This window comes from Saccharopolyspora erythraea NRRL 2338, from assembly GCF_000062885.1.
Lineage (GTDB): Bacteria > Actinomycetota > Actinomycetes > Mycobacteriales > Pseudonocardiaceae > Saccharopolyspora_D > Saccharopolyspora_D erythraea.
In genome coordinates, this window is the sequence record NC_009142.1 from 3846261 (window position 1) to 3861833 (window position 15573).

Here is a 15573-nt window from a genome sequence, read left to right on the forward strand (position 1 = left end):
CCAGCACCGAACGCACCGCCTCGGCGCCGAACGATCGCCGACGCGAGACGCCTGGCCTGGTCGGGGTGCGCGTCGAGCCATTCCCGCGACGAGTACAGGACCGCGGCGGGCGCGCTCCTGGCGTTCGGCCTTGGCCACGCCGCGCAGCTGGAGTCCGAAGGCGACGGTCTTCCACGGCAGCAGCGCGTCCCGCTGGAACAGGTAGCCGGCGTGGCTGTTGAGGCCGGTCAGCACCTCGCCGTGGATTCTGACCTGCCCACGTGACGGACGCGCAGCCCCGCGACCGCGTTGAGCACGGTGGACTTGCCGCACCCGGTAGGGCCGACGACGGAGACGAAACGTCCCCGCGGAATCGCGAAGTCCACGTCTCGGACCGCGGTGTACCCGGAGCCGCGCGACGACGGGAAGGTCATCGTCACCGCCTCCAGTTCGACGGCGGGCGGCGGTCCGCCGGGGGACGGACGGTCGGGTGCTGGGGGTCGTGTTGGCGGAAGTGGGCGCGGCGCGGTGCCGGCGGAGAGCCACTGTCCTCGTGGGCCTCGCGCCAGGTGCGGCCCTCGTGGTGGGCGCAACCGCGTCGAGTACCGCCCTGGCATCGCCGAGCACCAGGATCGGATGGGCCGGGTGCTCGCACTGTCATGGAGCCCCCTCCACATCGCGGATCCGGACCCGCATCGTGGCGTGCGTCACCCGAATGGGCAGTAGTCGGGGACGCCGCGTGGCTGTGGGGCGGTGCGGCGGTGTCGAGCGCGCCCCATCGTGGTGGGCACAGAGTCTTCAGGGTATTTATCCTGGTCACTGCCTCCGCACGGCCGGCGCCGAAAGCGTGCTGCACCGCCCCCGAGACCGAAGGGGCGGGCTGCGGCGGTTGGAAGGGCAGGGGGAGCGACATGACGACACGCGTGTTCGTGGTGGACGACCACGAGGTGATTCGTCGCGGCATCGCCGCACTGGTCAACGCCGAGAGCGACCTGGAGCTCATCGGCGAGGCGTCCACGGTCGCCGAGTCGCTGGCGCTGGTACCGCAGGCGAACCCGGACGTGGCGGTGCTCGACGTCCGGCTGCCCGACGGCAACGGCGTGGAGCTGTGCCGGGAGCTGCAGTCGCGCCGGCCCGGACTTCGCTGCCTGATGCTCACCTCGTTCGACGATCACGACGCGCTCATGGACGCGATCATCGCCGGTGCGGCGGGGTTCGTCCTCAAGGGTGTGGTGAGCGAGGAACTGGTCAACGCCATCCGCACCGCGGGCTCGGGCGAGTCGCTGCTCAGCGCGAAGAAGACCGAGGCGATGCTGGCGTGGCTGCGCCGCGAGCAGGAGCAGGCCGATCCGCTGCGCGAGCTCACCGCCCGGGAGCGCGAGGTGCTGGAGCTGATCGGCGAGGGCCTGACCAACCGCGAGATCTCCCAGCGCATGTTCCTGGCGGAGAAGACGGTCAAGAACTACGTCTCGCAGATGCTGTCGAAGCTGGCGATGCGCCACCGCAGCGAGGCGGCCGTGCTGGCCACCGAGCTGCGGCTGGACAAGGACTCGCGGAAGCACTGACCTTGCGGCGCTGGGCATTGTTGCCCTGTGCGGGCCGCCGCGGCGTCACCTAGATTCCGCTCAAGAGCAACGGCTGGTCGGAGGGCTCTCATGGCACTACCGTCGCAGCGCGGCGCGGCGCGCTTCGAGCAGCGCGGCGACGCGGTGGGACAGACCGTCAACCAGGCGATGGCGCAGCGGCTGCTGGCCGGTCTGCGGGACCTGCGGGACGGCAACTTCCGGCGCAGGCTCGTGGTCACCGACGACGGCCTGTGGTCCGAGATCGCCTCAACGTTCAACGAGCTGGCCGAGCGCAACCAGGGTCTGGCCGCCGAGCTGGAGCGGGTGGGCCGCGCGGCCAACGAGGGCGAGTGGCCGATCGAGCCGGTGGCCGAGATGGGCCCCTCCGGGGGCAGGTGGTCGGACAGCGCCGCCGCGGTGAACGGCATCGTGCGCAACGTCCTCGGCCCCGCGACCGAGCTGAGCCGGGTGCTCGACGCGGTCGCCAGGGGGGACCTCAGCCAGCGGCTGCCGCGCCGGGCCGGTGACCGCGCGCTGCCCGGCAGGCTCGGTTCGCTGACCCGGACCGTCAACGCGATGCTGGACCAGCTCTCCACGCTGACCACCGAGATCAGCCGGGTGACCGGTGAGATCGGCACGCACGGCCGCCTCGGCGGGCAGGCGCAGGTGCCGGGGCTGGAGGGGGCCTGGCGGGAGCTGGCGGACTCGGTCAACGAGATGGCCGCCGACCTGACCGGGCAGCTCCGCGACATCTCCCAGGTGGCCAAGGCGGTCGCCGCGGGCGACCTCACCCGCAAGATCACCGTGGAGGTCTCCGGCGAGACGTTGGAGCTGAAGAACACGCTGAACACGATGGTCGACCAGCTCTCGGCGTTCGCCGACGAGGTGACCCGGGTGTCCCGGGAGGTCGCCAGCGAGGGCAGGCTCGGCGGTCAGGCGGAGGTGCCCGCCGCCGCGGGCACCTGGCGCGCGCTGGTCGACTCGGTCAACTTCATGGCCAACAACCTCACCGCCCAGGTCCGCAACATCGCCCAGGTGGCCACCGCGGTCGCCCGCGGCGACCTGACGCAGAAGATCGACGTGGACGCCCGCGGGGAGATCCTGCAGCTGAAGAACACGCTGAACACGATGGTCGACCAGCTCTCGGCGTTCGCCGACGAGGTGACCCGGGTGGCCCGCGAGGTCGGCACCGAGGGCAAGCTCGGCGGCCAGGCCAGGGTGCACGGCGTCGCGGGGACCTGGAAGGACCTCACCGACAACGTCAACATCATGGCCGACAACCTGACCAGCCAGGTCCGCAGCATCGCCACGGTGGCCACCGCGGTCGCCGGCGGCGACCTGTCCAAGAAGATCACCGTCGAGGCCAAGGGCGAGGTGGCCGCGCTGGCCGAGACGATCAACGGCATGGTCGAGACGCTGCGCGCCTTCGCCGAGCAGGTCACGCTGGTGGCCCGGGAAGTCGGCACCGAGGGCATGCTCGGCGGTCAGGCCAGGGTGCCCAACGTGGCGGGGACCTGGAAGGACCTCACCGACAACGTCAACTTCATGGCCCGCAACCTGACCAGCCAGGTCCGCAACATCGCGCAGGTGACCACGGCGGTGGCGCGCGGCGACCTGTCCAAGAAGATCGACGTCGACGCCCGCGGCGAGATCCTGGAGCTCAAGACCACCATCAACACGATGGTCGACCAGCTCTCGGCCTTCGCCTCCGAGGTGACGCGGGTGGCCCGCGAGGTCGGCACCGAGGGCAAGCTCGGCGGCCAGGCCGAGGTCGCCGACGTCTCGGGCACCTGGCGGCGGCTGACCGAGAGCGTCAACAGGCTGGCGGGCAACCTGACCGCGCAGGTCCGCGCGATCGCCGCGGTGGCCACCGCGGTCACCGAGGGCGACATGACCCGCCAGATCACCATCGACGCCTCCGGTGAGCTGGCCGATCTCAAGGACAACATCAACCGGATGATCGGCAACCTCAAGGAGACCACCCGCACCAACCAGGAGCAGGACTGGCTCAAGACGAACCTGGCCCGGATGTCGGCGCTGATGCAGGGACTGCACGACCTCGACGCGCTCTCCTCACTGATCATGAGCGAGCTGACACCGCTGGTCTCGGCGCAGTACGGGGCGTTCTTCCTCATCCGGCAGCAGGACGACGAGGTAGCTCTGGAGCACACCGCGGGCTACGGCAGGCCGGTCTCGCACAACGGCTCACCGGTGCGCTTCGTCCTCGGCGAGTCGCTGGTCGGCCAGGCCGCGGTGGACAAGCAGACCATCCTGGTCACCGACGCCCCGCCCGACTACATCCGCATCGGCTCCGGTCTCGGCGGCTCCGCGCCGGTCAACGTCGTCGTGGTGCCGGTGCTGTTCGAGGGGGAGGTGCTGGGCGTCATCGAGCTGGCCTCTCTGCGGCCGTTCACCTCGCTGCACCTGGACCTGCTGGAACGGCTGAAGGAGACCATCGGCGTCGACGTCAACACCATCGTCGCCAACTCCCGGACCGAGGCCCTGCTCGGCGAGTCGCAGCACCTGGCCCAGGAGCTGCAAGCGCGCTCGGAGCAGTTGCAGCGCCAGCAGATCGAGCTCCAGCGCTCCAACACCGAGCTGGAGGAGAAGGCGGCGCTGCTGGCCAGCCGCAACCGCGACATCGAGCTCAAGAACATCGAGATCGAGCAGGCCCGCCAGGAGCTGGAGGAGCGCGCGCACGAGCTGTCGCAGGCCTCGACCTACAAGTCGGACTTCCTGGCCAACATGTCCCACGAGCTGCGGACCCCGCTCAACAGCGCGCTCATCCTGGCCAAGCTGCTCGCCGACAACATGGAGGGCAACCTCACCCCGCAGCAGGTCGACCTGGCCAAGACGATCCACTCCGCGGGCACCGATCTGCTCCAGCTCATCAACGACGTGCTCGACCTGTCCAAGGTGGAGGCCGGGCACATGAGCCTGCTGCCCGAGGACGTCGAGCTCAGCGAGCTGACCGAGCACGTGGAGTCGCTGTACCGGCCGCTGACCGAGGACAAGGGCCTGGAGTTCTCGGTGGTGCTCTCCCCGTCGCTGCCGCCCAGTCTGCGCACCGACCGCAACCGGCTGGAGCAGATCCTGCGCAACATGCTGTCCAACGCGGTGAAGTTCACCGACAAGGGCAAGGTGGAGCTGCGGATCCGCCCGGCCCCGGCCACCGAGGTCACCGTCCCGGCGCTGCGCTCTGCCGCGCGGCGGGTCGCCTTCGCGGTGCGCGACACCGGGATCGGCATCCCCTCCGACAAGCTCAGCCGGATCTTCGAGGCCTTCCAGCAGCTCGACGGCACGACCTCGCGCAAGTACGGCGGCACGGGGCTCGGCCTGTCCATCAGCAGGGAGCTGACCACGCTGCTGGGCGGGGAGTTGCAGGTCCGCAGCGACGTCGGGGTCGGCAGCACCTTCACCCTGTACCTGCCGGTCGAAACCGAGGTCGTGGGCGGGGAGCTCGTGCCGGAGCCCGCGCGCGACGGCGGGCAGCAGCTGCCACCGGGCCACGAGGCCGACGAGCGCAAGCCGGCCCAGATCACCTCGGAGACGGCGTTCGACGTCTCCGCCGAGGGCATCGACCCGCCGTTCCGGGTCTCGGAGCTGGCCCGCCGGGAGGCGCACTCCCACGAGCCGGCCGAGCAGGAGGTCGTGCCGCCGCAGGACTCGATCCGGTTCAACGGCGAGAAGGTGCTGCTGGTCGACGACGACCAGCGCAGCGTCTACGCGATGACCTCGCTGCTGGAGCAGCACGGCCTCCAGGTGGTCTACGCCGACAGCGGCATCGCAGGGCTGCAGGCGCTGCAGGAGCACTGCGACATCACGGTGGTGCTGATGGACGTGATGATGCCCGAGCTCGACGGCAACGCCACCATCGAGACGATCCGGCAGATGCCGCGCTACCGGGACCTGACGGTCATCGCGGTCACGGCGAAGGCGATGAAGGGCGACCGGGAGCGCAGCCTGGCCGCGGGGGCCACCGACATCATCACGAAACCGGTCGACGTCAACCGGCTGCTGGACCTGCTCTCGGTCTACCTGCCCGCCGGCTACGGGCACGAGGAGGCGTAGGGGTGCCGACGCCGGTCAGTCGGTCGAGTCCACGGGTTCGGGGGTGGTGGGCAGCTCGTCGAGCTGCTCGTGCAGCTTCTGCGCCCACGCGAGATCGCGCGCGAAGGTCGCGTCGTAGTGGTCGATGCCGTGCGGTTGCGCCATGGCCGTTCCCAACGATCGGCTCCAAATCGGTGACCGGAAAACGATAGTCGCTGGTAGCGGCGTTTCCACGGGCGGGCCGCGAACTCGTGGCGCATGTGGTCGCAGTGGCGCCAGGGGCACCGAACCGCCCGCCATGTGGGACGCACCGCGGTACGGGGGCGCCCCGCCGGTCCGGGCACCGGGCCCGGGAATGCGGCGGGGACGGCCGGTGTTGCGCAGGCACCAGCATCGCTCCCGTGACCGGAGGCCGCGATGACCACCGCATCAGGACTCCCGCCCGAGCCCTTCGACGGCGAGGCACTCGACGCCTACTCCCGCACCGTGGCCGCGGTGGCCTCGGCCATCACGCCGAAGGTCGCGAGCCTGCACGTGCCGGGCGAGCGCGGCGACGGCAGCGGTTCGGCGGTCGTGTTCACCTCCGACGGGTTCCTGCTCACCAACGCCCACGTCGTGGGCGGGGCGCGGGGCGGCACGGCCGCGTTCGCCGACGGCACCACCTCACCCTTCGCGGTCACCGGCTCCGACCCGCTGTCGGACCTTGCGGTGGTGCGGGCCGAGGGCCCCACGCCCGGACCGGTGCGGCTGGGCGACAGCGACGGCCTCGTGGTCGGGCAGCTGGTGGTGGCGGTGGGCAACCCGCTCGGGCTCGCGGGTTCGGTGACCGCGGGAGTGGTGAGCGGACTCGGCCGGTCGCTGCCGGCCCGCAGCGGCCACGCGGGGCGCATCATCGAGGACGTCATCCAGACCGACGCCGCGCTCAACCCCGGCAACTCCGGCGGTGCGCTGGCCGACTCGCGCGGCGTCGTCGTGGGGATCAACACCGCCGTCGCCGGCGTGGGGCTCGGACTGGCGATCCCCGTCAACTCCACGACCCGGCGCATCATCGACTCGCTGGTGCGCTTCCGCCGCGTCCGCCGCGCCTTCCTGGGGCTGGTGACCACGCCCGCCCCGCTGCCGGAGGACCTGGCCGCGCGGATCGGCCAGCGCACGGGGCTGCGGGTGGTCGACGTGGTGCGCCAGAGCCCCGCGGCCCGCGCCGGGCTGCACCCCGGCGACCTCGTGCTCACCGCGGGCGGGCGCCCGGTGCGCGACGCGCAGGGCCTGCAGCGCCTGATGTTCGCCGAGGCCATCGGCAAGCCGCTGCAGATCACGGTGACCCGCAACGGCGCGCTCGTCGACGTCATCACCGAGCCGACCGAGCTGCTCGACACGTCGGCCTGAGCCGGACGGACGCGGCAGCGTCTGGCGCCCGGCACACCGGCCTGAGCCGGCGCGGACAGGTCGCCCTGAGCGAACGCTCGACACGTCGGCCCGGGCGCCGACGACGTAAGGTCGGCCGGTGTCGTCGGGTTCGATTCCGATCACCCCGGCCCTGGGGGTGGTCGTCGCCGTCCTGCTGGTCGCCGCCGCGGCGGTGGTCCGGCTCGGCGGGATCGGGCACTACCGGCCGATCCTGGTCGCGGGGGTGCGCGGTGCCGTCCAGCTGCTCGCGGTCGCGCTCGTCATCGCCTACATCGTCGGCTTCGGCGCCCTGGTCGGCCTGTTCATCTTCGTGATGTTCGCGGTCGCCACCCGCACGGCGGGTCGGCGCATCACCCGCGACCGGACCTGGTGGTGGACGGCCCTGCCGATCGCCGCCGGGGTGGCGCCGGTGGTGGCGTTGCTGCTGGTCAGCGCGGCGGTGCCGGTGACCGGTCTGGTGCTGATCCCGCTGGTCGGGCAACTGATCGGCGGGGCGCTCACCGCCACGGCCCTGGCCGGGAGGCGGCTGCTCGACGAGCTTTCCCAGCGCAAGGGCGAGGTGGAGGCGGCACTGGCACTGGGCATGACCGAGCGGGACGCGCGCATGGAGGTGGCCCGTCCCGTCGCGGGCTCGGCGCTGGTCCCAGCGCTGGACCAGACCCGGACGGTCGGCACCGTCACCCTTCCGGGCGCCTTCGTGGGGATGATGCTCGGTGGGGCGGGTCCGGTCGAGGCGGGTCTGGTGCAGCTCTTCGTACTGGTGGGACTGCTCGCGGTGGAGTCGGTGGCCATCGTCGTGGTGCTGGAGATCGTCGCCCGGGGCCTGCTCACCCGCACGACCGAGCCCGCCCGCCGCCGCCGGCGCTGAAACCGGCCGATCGCGGCCCCTGCCCGGAGAGATCGCCGGGCCTGGCCGACGAGGTGCTGACGAGCGTGTTCGACCACCGGCGCGGTGCCACCACGGTTGTGGTGGACGACCGGCTGGCCTGCGCGTTCCGGTCCGGCGAGGCGGTCGTGCGGGCTGAAGTTGCTCCCCGCCGTGCTCGCCGTCGGCGGCGCTGTGGCCGCACCGCTTGTCCTCCGGAGGAGGGACGGAGTCCACTCACCGGAACGTTGACGGATGAACGACCCGCGGCGGATGATCCTGTCCTCCACCGCTCCCGGGGAAAGGGGTTCGGGTGTCATCTCGGAAAACGCCTGAGCGGGGCTACTTCGCGGGACAGGACCTCCAGGGCCTGGCCGACCGGCTCCGCGAGGGCGCGGTCACCTCGGCTGAGCTCACCGCGCACGCGCTGGACGCCGTCCGCGGCCTCGACCAGGAGCTCAACGCGTTCGTGTCCGTGGACGCCGAGGGCGCGCTGGAGTCGGCGCGCAAGGCAGACGCGGAGCTCGCGGCAGGTGACGACCTGGGCCCGCTGCACGGGATTCCGGTGGCCGTGAAGGACATCATCGAGACCGCCGGGATGCGCACGACGATGGGCTCGGCGCACTTCGCCGACCACGTGTCCACAGCGGACGCCGAGTGCGTGCGCAGGCTCCGGGCGGGCGGAGCGGTGATCGTCGGCAAGACCACAACGCACGAGTTCGCCTACGGGCCGACCGGCGACCGCGCCGCCGGTGGCGCGTCGCGCAACCCGCACGACCCCGCCGCGATGTCCGGTGGGTCCAGCGGAGGCAGCGCCGCCGCCGTGGCCGCCGGGATGGTCCCGCTCGCGGTCGGCACCGACACCGGCGGCTCGGTGCGAATCCCGGCGGCACTGTGCGGTGTCGCCGGTTTCAAGCCCGCCTACGGCGCCGTCCCTGCCGACGGGGTGTTCCCGCTCTCGCGTTCGCTGGACCACGTCGGCGTCATCGCCCGGACACCCCGGGACTGCCGCACCGCCTACCGCGTCCTGGCCGGCCTGCGCGCCGGGCCGCCGCGGTCCGCGGGCGGGCCCGCGACGGTGGGCTGGATCGCTCCCGGGGCGCTGTTCGAGACCGACCGCGAGGTCGAGGAACTCGCCCGCGCGGCGCTGTCCGGACGTGCGGTGCAGGAGGTCGAGCTCGGCGACGCGGCGGGACTTCGCCAGACCTACAACGGAATCCAGGACGCCGAGGCCTACGCCGTGCACGCCGAGCGGGTGGCCGACGCGCCCGAGCTGTTCACCCCGGAAGTCCTCGAACGCCTCCAAGCCGCCGCGCGGACACCGGGGTGGCGTCACGTCCGGGCGTTCGAGGAGCGGCAGCGGTGGCGCGCGGAGGTCGCGCGCCTGCTGTCGCACCACGACCTGCTCGCGCTGCCCACGACACCCTTCGCCGCGCCCGCGGTCGGGCAGCGCGAGATCGAGGTCAACGGCCGCGAGGTCGAGGTCCGGTGGGGACTGCTCTCGCTCACCAGCCCCTGGAACATCGCCGGAGTCCCCGCCCTGACCGTGCCGGTCGGCACCTCGCGGGGACTGCCGGTAGGGCTCCAGCTCGTCTGCCGGCCCGGCGACGAGGACCTGCTGTTCGCCTTCGCCGCCGGGATCGCCGGCTGAGGCGGTGGGTGCCCGCGGGCACCCACCGCGTGCCTCACACCGCGGCGGCCACCGCCTTGCCCAGGTCCTCGGTCGAGGCGGTCCCGCCCAGGTCCGGCGTGCGCGGAGCCGAGTCGTCGGAGAGCACCGACTCGATGGCGGCGACGACGTCGGCGCCCGCCTCGGCCTCGCCGAGGTGGTCCAGCATCAGCGCGGCCGACCAGATCTGGCCGATCGGGTTGGCGATGCCCTTGCCCGCGATGTCCGGCGCCGAACCGTGCACCGGCTCGAACGTCGACGGGTGCACTCGCTCCGGGTTGATGTTGCCCGAGGGCGCCACGCCGATCGTCCCGGTGACCCCGGGGCCGAGGTCGGACAGGATGTCGCCGAAGAGGTTGCTGGCCACGACCACGTCGAACCGCTCGGGCGACATGACGAACCGCGCGCACAGGATGTCGATGTGGTCCTGGTCCACCCGCACGTCGGGGTACTCGGCCGCGATCGCCGCGAAGCGCTCGTCCCAGTACGGCATCGAGTAGTAGATGCCGTTGGACTTGGTGGCCGAGGTGACGTGCGGCTTGCCCAGCCTGCGGGCCAGCTCGAAGGCGTAGCGCAGGATCCGGTCGGTCCCGCGCCGGGTGAAGGCGGCGGTCTGCAGCACCATCTCGTTCTCGGTGCCCTCGCCCTGGCGCCCGCCGAGCTGGGAGTACTCGCCCTCGGTGTTCTCCCGCACCACCCAGAAGTCGATGTCGCCCGGCGCCTTGTCCCGCACCGGCGGTGTCACGCCCGGCAGCAGGCGCACCGGCCGCAGGTTGACGTACTGGTCGAACGCCCGGCGGATCGGCAGCAGCAGCCCCCACAGCGAGATGTGGTCGGGCACGCCGGGCCAGCCGACCGCCCCGAGCAGGATCGAGTCGTGGTCGCGCAGCCGGTCGAGGCCGTCCTCGGGCATCATCCGGCCGGTGATCTTGTAGGTCTCGCAGTTCCAGTCGAAATTCCGGTACCGGAACCGGATCCCGTGCTTGGCGCCGACCGCGTCGAGCACCCGCAGCGCCTCCGGCATGACCTCGTTGCCGATCCCGTCACCGGGCAGGATCGCCAGCTCGTAGCTCTGACCGGTTCGTTGGGTCGTTCCCTCTTCCCGCAACTGCCACCTCGCGTCTAGTGGTTCTACCTTTCGGTCGCCATCTAACGCCCGGAGGGCGGGTGCGGCCAAGACCGCTGGGAGCTCCGATCGCCGGAGTGCGTCGCGGGGCGGCAGGCGTTACCAAGGACGGATGGATCCGGTGCGTGCGTTGCGGGAGGTCGCGTTCTGGCTGGAGCGCGCCGGGGAGCCGACCTACCGGGTGCGTGCGTTCCGCCGCGCGGCCGAGGCGGTGGCCTCGGCCGACGACGTCGCGCAGCGGCTGGAGTCGGGCCGGCTGACCGACCTGCCCGGCGTCGGCAAGACCACGGCGAAGGTCGTCGAGCAGGCCCACCGCGGAGACGTGCCCGACTACCTGCGGCGGCTTCGCTCGGAGGCCGAACGACCGGAGGAGGGGCGCGAGCTGCGTGCGGCGCTGCGCGGCGACTGCCACACCCACTCCGACTGGTCCGACGGCGGCAGCCCGATCGAGGAGATGGCCGAGACCGCGCGCGACCTCGGCCACGAGTGGATGGTGCTCACCGACCACTCGCCGCGGCTGACCGTGGCCAACGGGCTCTCCGCCGAGCGGCTGCGGCAGCAGCTGGAGGTGATCGCCGAGATCAACGAGCGCCTGGCGCCGTTCCGGATCCTGACCGGGATCGAGGTCGACATCCTCGACGACGGCTCGCTGGACCAGGAGGAGGCGCTGCTGGCCGAGCTCGACGTGGTGGTGGCCAGCGTGCACTCCAAGCTCCGGATGGACTCGGCGGCGATGACCCGGCGGATGTGCGCCGCGGTGCGCAACCCGCACGTCGACGTCCTCGGGCACTGCACCGGACGGCGGGTGGCGGGGACACCGCGCCCGCAGTCGGAGTTCGACGCCGACGAGGTCTTCCGCGCCTGCCGCGACCACGGCACGGCGGTCGAGATCAACTCCAGGCCCGACCGGCTCGACCCGCCCCGCACGCTGCTGCGCCGGGCTCTGGAGCTGGGCTGCGTGTTCAGCATCGACTCCGACAGCCACGCCCCGGGCCAGCTGGACTGGCTGCATCTGGGGTGCGCCCGCGCGCAGGAGTGCGAGGTCCCCGCGGACCGCCTGATCAACACGCGTCGCGCCGACGAGCTGCTGAGCTGGAAGTGAGGGAGAAGCGGACGTGGCCGCTGGTAGGACCATTCCCGGTAAGCTCGCCGTCGTGGACGAGCCCCGGTGGTTGAGCGACGAGCAGCAGCGTGCATGGCGCAAGTTCGCGGCCCTGATGACGGTGGTGCCCGCCGGTCTGGACGCGCAGTTGCAGCGCGACTCCGACCTGACCCACTTCGGCTACTGGGTGCTGGCCATGCTGTCGGAGGACCCGGACCGCGCGCTGCGCATGAGCCACCTCGCCGCGCAGGCCAACGCATCGCCGTCCCGGGTGTCGCACGTCGTGTCGAAGCTGGAGGCGCGCGGCTGGGTGCGCCGCCACCGGGCCGCGGCCGACGGCAGGGGCAACGTCGCCGAACTGACCGAAGCCGGCTACCAGAAGGTCCGGGAGGCCGCTCCCGGCCACGTCGAGCAGGTCCGCTCGATGATCTTCGACGGGCTCGACGAGGACCAGGTGCGCCGGCTCGACGAGATCTGCGGCGCGGTGCTGGCGCACCTGGACCCCGGAGGCCGCCTGTGCACGCAGGTCGGCCGCTGAGCGCCCGTCTTCGGACCCGCCTCGCGCGGTGGTTCCGGCGGCGGAACTTCGCTGCCTGTCCCTGATCCTCCGCTGGGGATAGGAGAGGGCCTTGGATAGCTGGGGCGTCGGACGCACCCAGTCCTGGATCAGCCAAGGTCGTCGCAATGTCCGCGGCTACGAACGTCTTCCAGACCACTCCGAGGCCGTCGTCAACTCGGCCATGATCACGCTCATGACCCGCCGACTCAAAATCCAGGCAAGATCGAAGACAGGCACTCGCTGCCTGTCCCCGAGGGTCAGGCGGTCAGCAGGTCGTCGTCACCGGTGCCGCCCTGCGCGAACTGCGTGCGGTACAGCTCGGCGTAGAGCCCGCCGCGCGCCAGCAGCTCCTCGTGCGTGCCGTCCTCGGTGATGCGGCCCCCGGAGACCACCAGGATCCGGTCGGCCTCCCGGATGGTCGACAACCGGTGGGCGATCACCAGCGCGGTCCGCCCGGACAGCGCCGTGCGCAGCGCCTTCTGCACGGCGGCCTCGGACTCGGAGTCGAGGTGCGCGGTGGCCTCGTCGAGCACCACGATCGGCGGTGCCTTGAGCAGCAGGCGCGCGATCGCCAGCCGCTGCTTCTCCCCGCCTGAGAGTCGGTAGCCGCGGTCGCCGACGACGGTGTCCAGCCCGTCGGGCAGGCCTTCCACCAGGTGCTGGAGCTGCGCGGTGCGCAGGGCCTCCAGCAGTTCGGCGTCGGTGGCGCCGGGCCGGGCGAAGGTGAGGTTGGCCCGGATCGTGTCGTGGAACAGGTGCGGGTCCTGGGTGACCACGCCGACGGTGGAGTACAGCGACGCCAGCCGGACGTCGCGGACGTCGGTGCCACCGATGCGCACCGCACCCGAGTCGGCGTCGTAGAGCCGGCCCGCCAGGTGCGTGATCGTCGTCTTGCCCGCGCCCGACGGGCCGACCAGCGCGATCGTCTGACCGGGTTCGGCGCGGAAGGAGATGTCGTGCAGCACCTCGTGGGCCGGGGCGTTGTCGTTGCGGGCCACCGACTCCAGCGACGCCAGCGACACCTCGCTGGCGGCCGGGTAGCGGAAGGAGACCCCGTCGAACTCGACGTCGGAGGCGCCGGCGGGCAGCTCCCGGGCTCCGGGCTTCTCCTCGATCATCGGCCGAAGGTCCAGCACCTCGAAGACGCGGTCGAAGCTGACCAGCGCGGTCATCACGTCGACGTGCACATTGGACAACGCGGTCAGCGGTCCGTAGAGGCGGTTGAGCAGCGCCGCCAGCGCGACAAGCGTGCCGAGCTGGAAGACCCCGGCCAGCACCAGGCCGCCGCCCAGGCCGTAGACGATCGCCGTGGCCAGCGCGGCCAGCAGCGTCAGCGCGACGAAGAAGACCCGGCTGTACATCGCCGAGACCACCCCGAGGTCGCGGACCCGGCCCGCGCGCTCGGTGAACCGGCCCGACTCCTCGTCGGCCCTGCCGTAGAGCTTGGTCAGCATCGCGCCCGCGACCCCGAAGCGCTCGGTCATCAGCGAGCTCATCTCGGAGTTCACCTTCATCTGCTCGCGGGTCACCCGCTGCAGCCTGCGGCCGATCCAGCGCACCGGCAGCAGGAAGAGCGGCAGCAGCACCAGCGCGACCAGCGTGATCTGCCAGGACAGCGTGAACATCGTGGCCAGCACCAGCACCAGGCTCAGCACGTTGGAGACCACCGAGGACAGCGTGCTGGTGAGCGCGCGCTGCGCGCCGATGACGTCGTTGTTGAGCCTGCTGACCAGCGATCCGGTCTGGGCGCGGACGAAGAAGGCCACCGGCATCCGCTGGACGTGGTCGAAGACCTGCGCGCGCAGGTCGTAGATCAGGCCCTCGCCGAGCTTGGCCGAGTACCAGCGCTGCAGCAGCGACAGCGCCGCCTCGGCCAGCGCCACACCGGCCACCACCAGCGACAGCCACACCACGACCGGCAGGTTCCTGGCCTGGATGCCGTTGTCGATGATGGCCTTGAACAGCAGGGGAGTGACGATTCCCAGCACCGCCGCGACGGCGACCACGAGCAGGAACGGCACGATGTCGCGCACGTACGGGCGGGCGTAGCCGAGGATGCGGCGGGCGGTGCCGGGTGCCAGCCGCTGGCGGGTCACCGAGTCGTCGCTGGCGAATGAGCGCATCGTCTCCCAGCTCACGGTCATGGTCGCGGTCCTTCCGGGCGGGAATGTGGTGGCACCGATCCTCGAACTTCACGTTAGCTCGAAGTCAAGGCGGCGGGGCCGGCACCGCGGGTTGCGGCGATGCGACGGCGACCGCTCCGGCCCCATCACTTTGAGTGAGAATCCTTGTCCGTTCAACCAGGCGGGGGGCGACCGGGTGTAGCGAGCGTCCCATCGGGAGGACCTTGAATTAACCTGATCATGCGTTACTGTGTGCGCATACTCGAACACGTTTCGGGGCTTGGAAAAGGTGCGGGGCCCCGGAAGTGCGCGCTGTCCGTCCCGGTAGTGGGACGGGAGGGAAAACGGCTGGGGTGTGCATGCCGCCGAAAGGCTCGACGGTGGGGAGTGGACGGACGGTACCCGCGGGAGGTGCCCGGCGATGAACGACACGCCGGAGTCCACCGGGATTCCCCTCCGGCTCGCCGACAGGATCTTCCTCGCAGCCCACACCGGTGAACAACGACTGGCCAGCCGCGTCGACCCGGGCCTGCTCGCGCTGGGCTGCGCAGGCGGCCTGCTGGGCGAGCTCATCCTCGACGAGGAGATCACCGTCACCCCGACCGTGCGCGCCAGCGGTCTCGGGCGCTGCCCCGACTACCTGTCCTGGGTGGTGCTGCGGGAAATCCGGGAAGAAGGCGGCCACGAACTGCGGACCTGGCTGGAGTACCTGGCCCAGTCCGCCGCGCAGAAGGTGCGGGCGCGGCTGACGATCACCGACGTGCTGCACGAGGTTCCGGTGTCGGCCGGCTGGCGCGGCAGCCCGGCCAGCGCGTGGCGGCTGGCCGCGCCCGGTCCGCAGGCGCCTGCCGAGGACCTGGAACGCCTGTTCACCGAACCGGACCCGGCCAACGGGCGCAACGGCATGATCACCGCACCGGAGGCGCTGGTCGAGATCACCTTCGCGCTTTTGGCCAGGGAGACCGGCGTGGTGCGGCAGCTGCTGCCCCGCCAGGTCGCGCGCCAGGGCGAGCACCGCATGGAGTCGTGGGAGCCCCGCATTCCGGGACCGCTGCGCACCGTCGTCAACGAGGTGGCCGCCGCGCGGGAGCAGTCGGCCATGACGCCGAGGTACTGAGGAACTGAAGC

13 protein-coding genes are annotated in these 15573 nt (G+C 71.7%); 9 read left to right on the forward strand and 4 right to left on the reverse strand.

The window, feature by feature from the left end; genetic code table 11:
* Positions 1 to 227 precede the first annotated feature (227 nt).
* Positions 228 to 656: an ATP-binding cassette domain-containing protein gene (locus tag SACE_RS40165; RefSeq protein WP_372491166.1), complete on the reverse strand. Its 429-nt coding sequence runs from the start codon at positions 654 to 656 to the stop codon at positions 228 to 230.
* A 234-nt stretch (positions 657 to 890) separates the two neighbouring features.
* Between SACE_RS40165 and SACE_RS16920 the strand changes: the two genes are divergently transcribed.
* Together SACE_RS16920 and SACE_RS16925 are read left to right on the forward strand one after the other, a co-directional pair.
* A complete protein-coding gene (locus SACE_RS16920) occupies positions 891 to 1544 on the forward strand; it encodes a response regulator (RefSeq protein WP_011874049.1) in 654 nt (217 codons plus the stop codon).
* Between the two features lie 90 nt (positions 1545 to 1634).
* The gene (locus tag SACE_RS16925) at positions 1635 to 5615 is read left to right on the forward strand and encodes a HAMP domain-containing protein (RefSeq protein WP_011874050.1); all 3981 of its coding nucleotides are present in this window, start codon (positions 1635 to 1637) and stop codon (positions 5613 to 5615) included.
* A 15-nt stretch (positions 5616 to 5630) separates the two neighbouring features.
* On the opposite strand, the gene SACE_RS39750 is transcribed toward SACE_RS16925, so the two are convergent.
* On the reverse strand, positions 5631 to 5759 hold the full coding sequence (locus tag SACE_RS39750) for a hypothetical protein (RefSeq protein WP_011874051.1): 129 nt from the start codon (positions 5757 to 5759) through the stop codon (positions 5631 to 5633).
* Positions 5760 to 6011: 252 nt separating this feature from the next.
* On the opposite strand from SACE_RS39750, the gene SACE_RS16930 reads away from it, so the two are divergent.
* The 4 genes from SACE_RS16930 to SACE_RS16940 all read left to right on the forward strand — a co-directional run bounded on the left by SACE_RS16930 (position 6012) and on the right by SACE_RS16940 (position 9517).
* The gene (locus tag SACE_RS16930) at positions 6012 to 6980 is read left to right on the forward strand and encodes a S1C family serine protease (protein WP_009942237.1); all 969 of its coding nucleotides are present in this window, start codon (positions 6012 to 6014) and stop codon (positions 6978 to 6980) included.
* Between the two features lie 118 nt (positions 6981 to 7098).
* A complete protein-coding gene (locus tag SACE_RS16935; protein WP_009942236.1) occupies positions 7099 to 7869 on the forward strand; it encodes an ABC transporter permease in 771 nt (256 codons plus the stop codon).
* 84 nt (positions 7870 to 7953) lie between these two features.
* Positions 7954 to 8118, forward strand: coding sequence for a DUF5957 family protein (locus SACE_RS40170; protein WP_372491167.1), 165 nt, complete (start codon positions 7954 to 7956; stop codon positions 8116 to 8118).
* A gap of 61 nt (positions 8119 to 8179) precedes the next feature.
* Positions 8180 to 9517: an amidase gene (locus SACE_RS16940; protein WP_009942234.1), complete on the forward strand. Its 1338-nt coding sequence runs from the start codon at positions 8180 to 8182 to the stop codon at positions 9515 to 9517.
* 34 nt (positions 9518 to 9551) lie between these two features.
* Here the strand turns inward: SACE_RS16940 and SACE_RS16945 are convergent, their stop codons facing one another.
* Positions 9552 to 10643, reverse strand: coding sequence for a tartrate dehydrogenase (locus tag SACE_RS16945; protein ID WP_009942233.1), 1092 nt, complete (start codon positions 10641 to 10643; stop codon positions 9552 to 9554).
* A 130-nt stretch (positions 10644 to 10773) separates the two neighbouring features.
* On the opposite strand from SACE_RS16945, the gene SACE_RS16950 reads away from it, so the two are divergent.
* Positions 10774 to 11763 (forward strand): PHP domain-containing protein, encoded by a 990-nt coding sequence (locus SACE_RS16950; RefSeq protein WP_009942231.1) that lies wholly within the window; start codon positions 10774 to 10776, stop codon positions 11761 to 11763.
* A 52-nt stretch (positions 11764 to 11815) separates the two neighbouring features.
* Positions 11816 to 12301: a MarR family winged helix-turn-helix transcriptional regulator gene (locus SACE_RS16955; RefSeq protein WP_011874053.1), complete on the forward strand. Its 486-nt coding sequence runs from the start codon at positions 11816 to 11818 to the stop codon at positions 12299 to 12301.
* Positions 12302 to 12579: 278 nt separating this feature from the next.
* Here the strand turns inward: SACE_RS16955 and SACE_RS16960 are convergent, their stop codons facing one another.
* Positions 12580 to 14466 carry an ABC transporter ATP-binding protein gene (locus SACE_RS16960; RefSeq protein ID WP_011874054.1) on the reverse strand — a complete coding sequence of 629 codons (1887 nt, stop codon included), beginning with the start codon at positions 14464 to 14466 and terminating at the stop codon, positions 12580 to 12582.
* Between the two features lie 400 nt (positions 14467 to 14866).
* On the opposite strand from SACE_RS16960, the gene SACE_RS16965 reads away from it, so the two are divergent.
* A complete protein-coding gene (locus tag SACE_RS16965; protein ID WP_009942227.1) occupies positions 14867 to 15562 on the forward strand; it encodes a GOLPH3/VPS74 family protein in 696 nt (231 codons plus the stop codon).
* The last annotated feature ends 11 nt before the right edge of the window (positions 15563 to 15573 follow it).

Excerpts from the sequence above, each read along its gene's own strand:
- SACE_RS40165 (WP_372491166.1), bottom strand. The coding sequence starts at position 656 with ATGTGGAGGGGGCTCCATGACAGTGCGAGCACCCGGCCCATCCGATCC.
- SACE_RS16920 (WP_011874049.1), top strand. The coding sequence starts at position 891 with ATGACGACACGCGTGTTCGTGGTGGACGACCACGAGGTGATTCGTCGC.
- SACE_RS16925 (WP_011874050.1), top strand. The coding sequence starts at position 1,635 with ATGGCACTACCGTCGCAGCGCGGCGCGGCGCGCTTCGAGCAGCGCGGC.
- SACE_RS39750 (WP_011874051.1), bottom strand. The coding sequence starts at position 5,759 with ATGGCGCAACCGCACGGCATCGACCACTACGACGCGACCTTCGCGCGC.
- SACE_RS16930 (WP_009942237.1), top strand. The coding sequence starts at position 6,012 with ATGACCACCGCATCAGGACTCCCGCCCGAGCCCTTCGACGGCGAGGCA.
- SACE_RS16950 (WP_009942231.1), top strand. The coding sequence starts at position 10,774 with ATGGATCCGGTGCGTGCGTTGCGGGAGGTCGCGTTCTGGCTGGAGCGC.
- SACE_RS16960 (WP_011874054.1), bottom strand. The coding sequence starts at position 14,466 with ATGACCGTGAGCTGGGAGACGATGCGCTCATTCGCCAGCGACGACTCG.
- SACE_RS16965 (WP_009942227.1), top strand. The coding sequence starts at position 14,867 with ATGAACGACACGCCGGAGTCCACCGGGATTCCCCTCCGGCTCGCCGAC.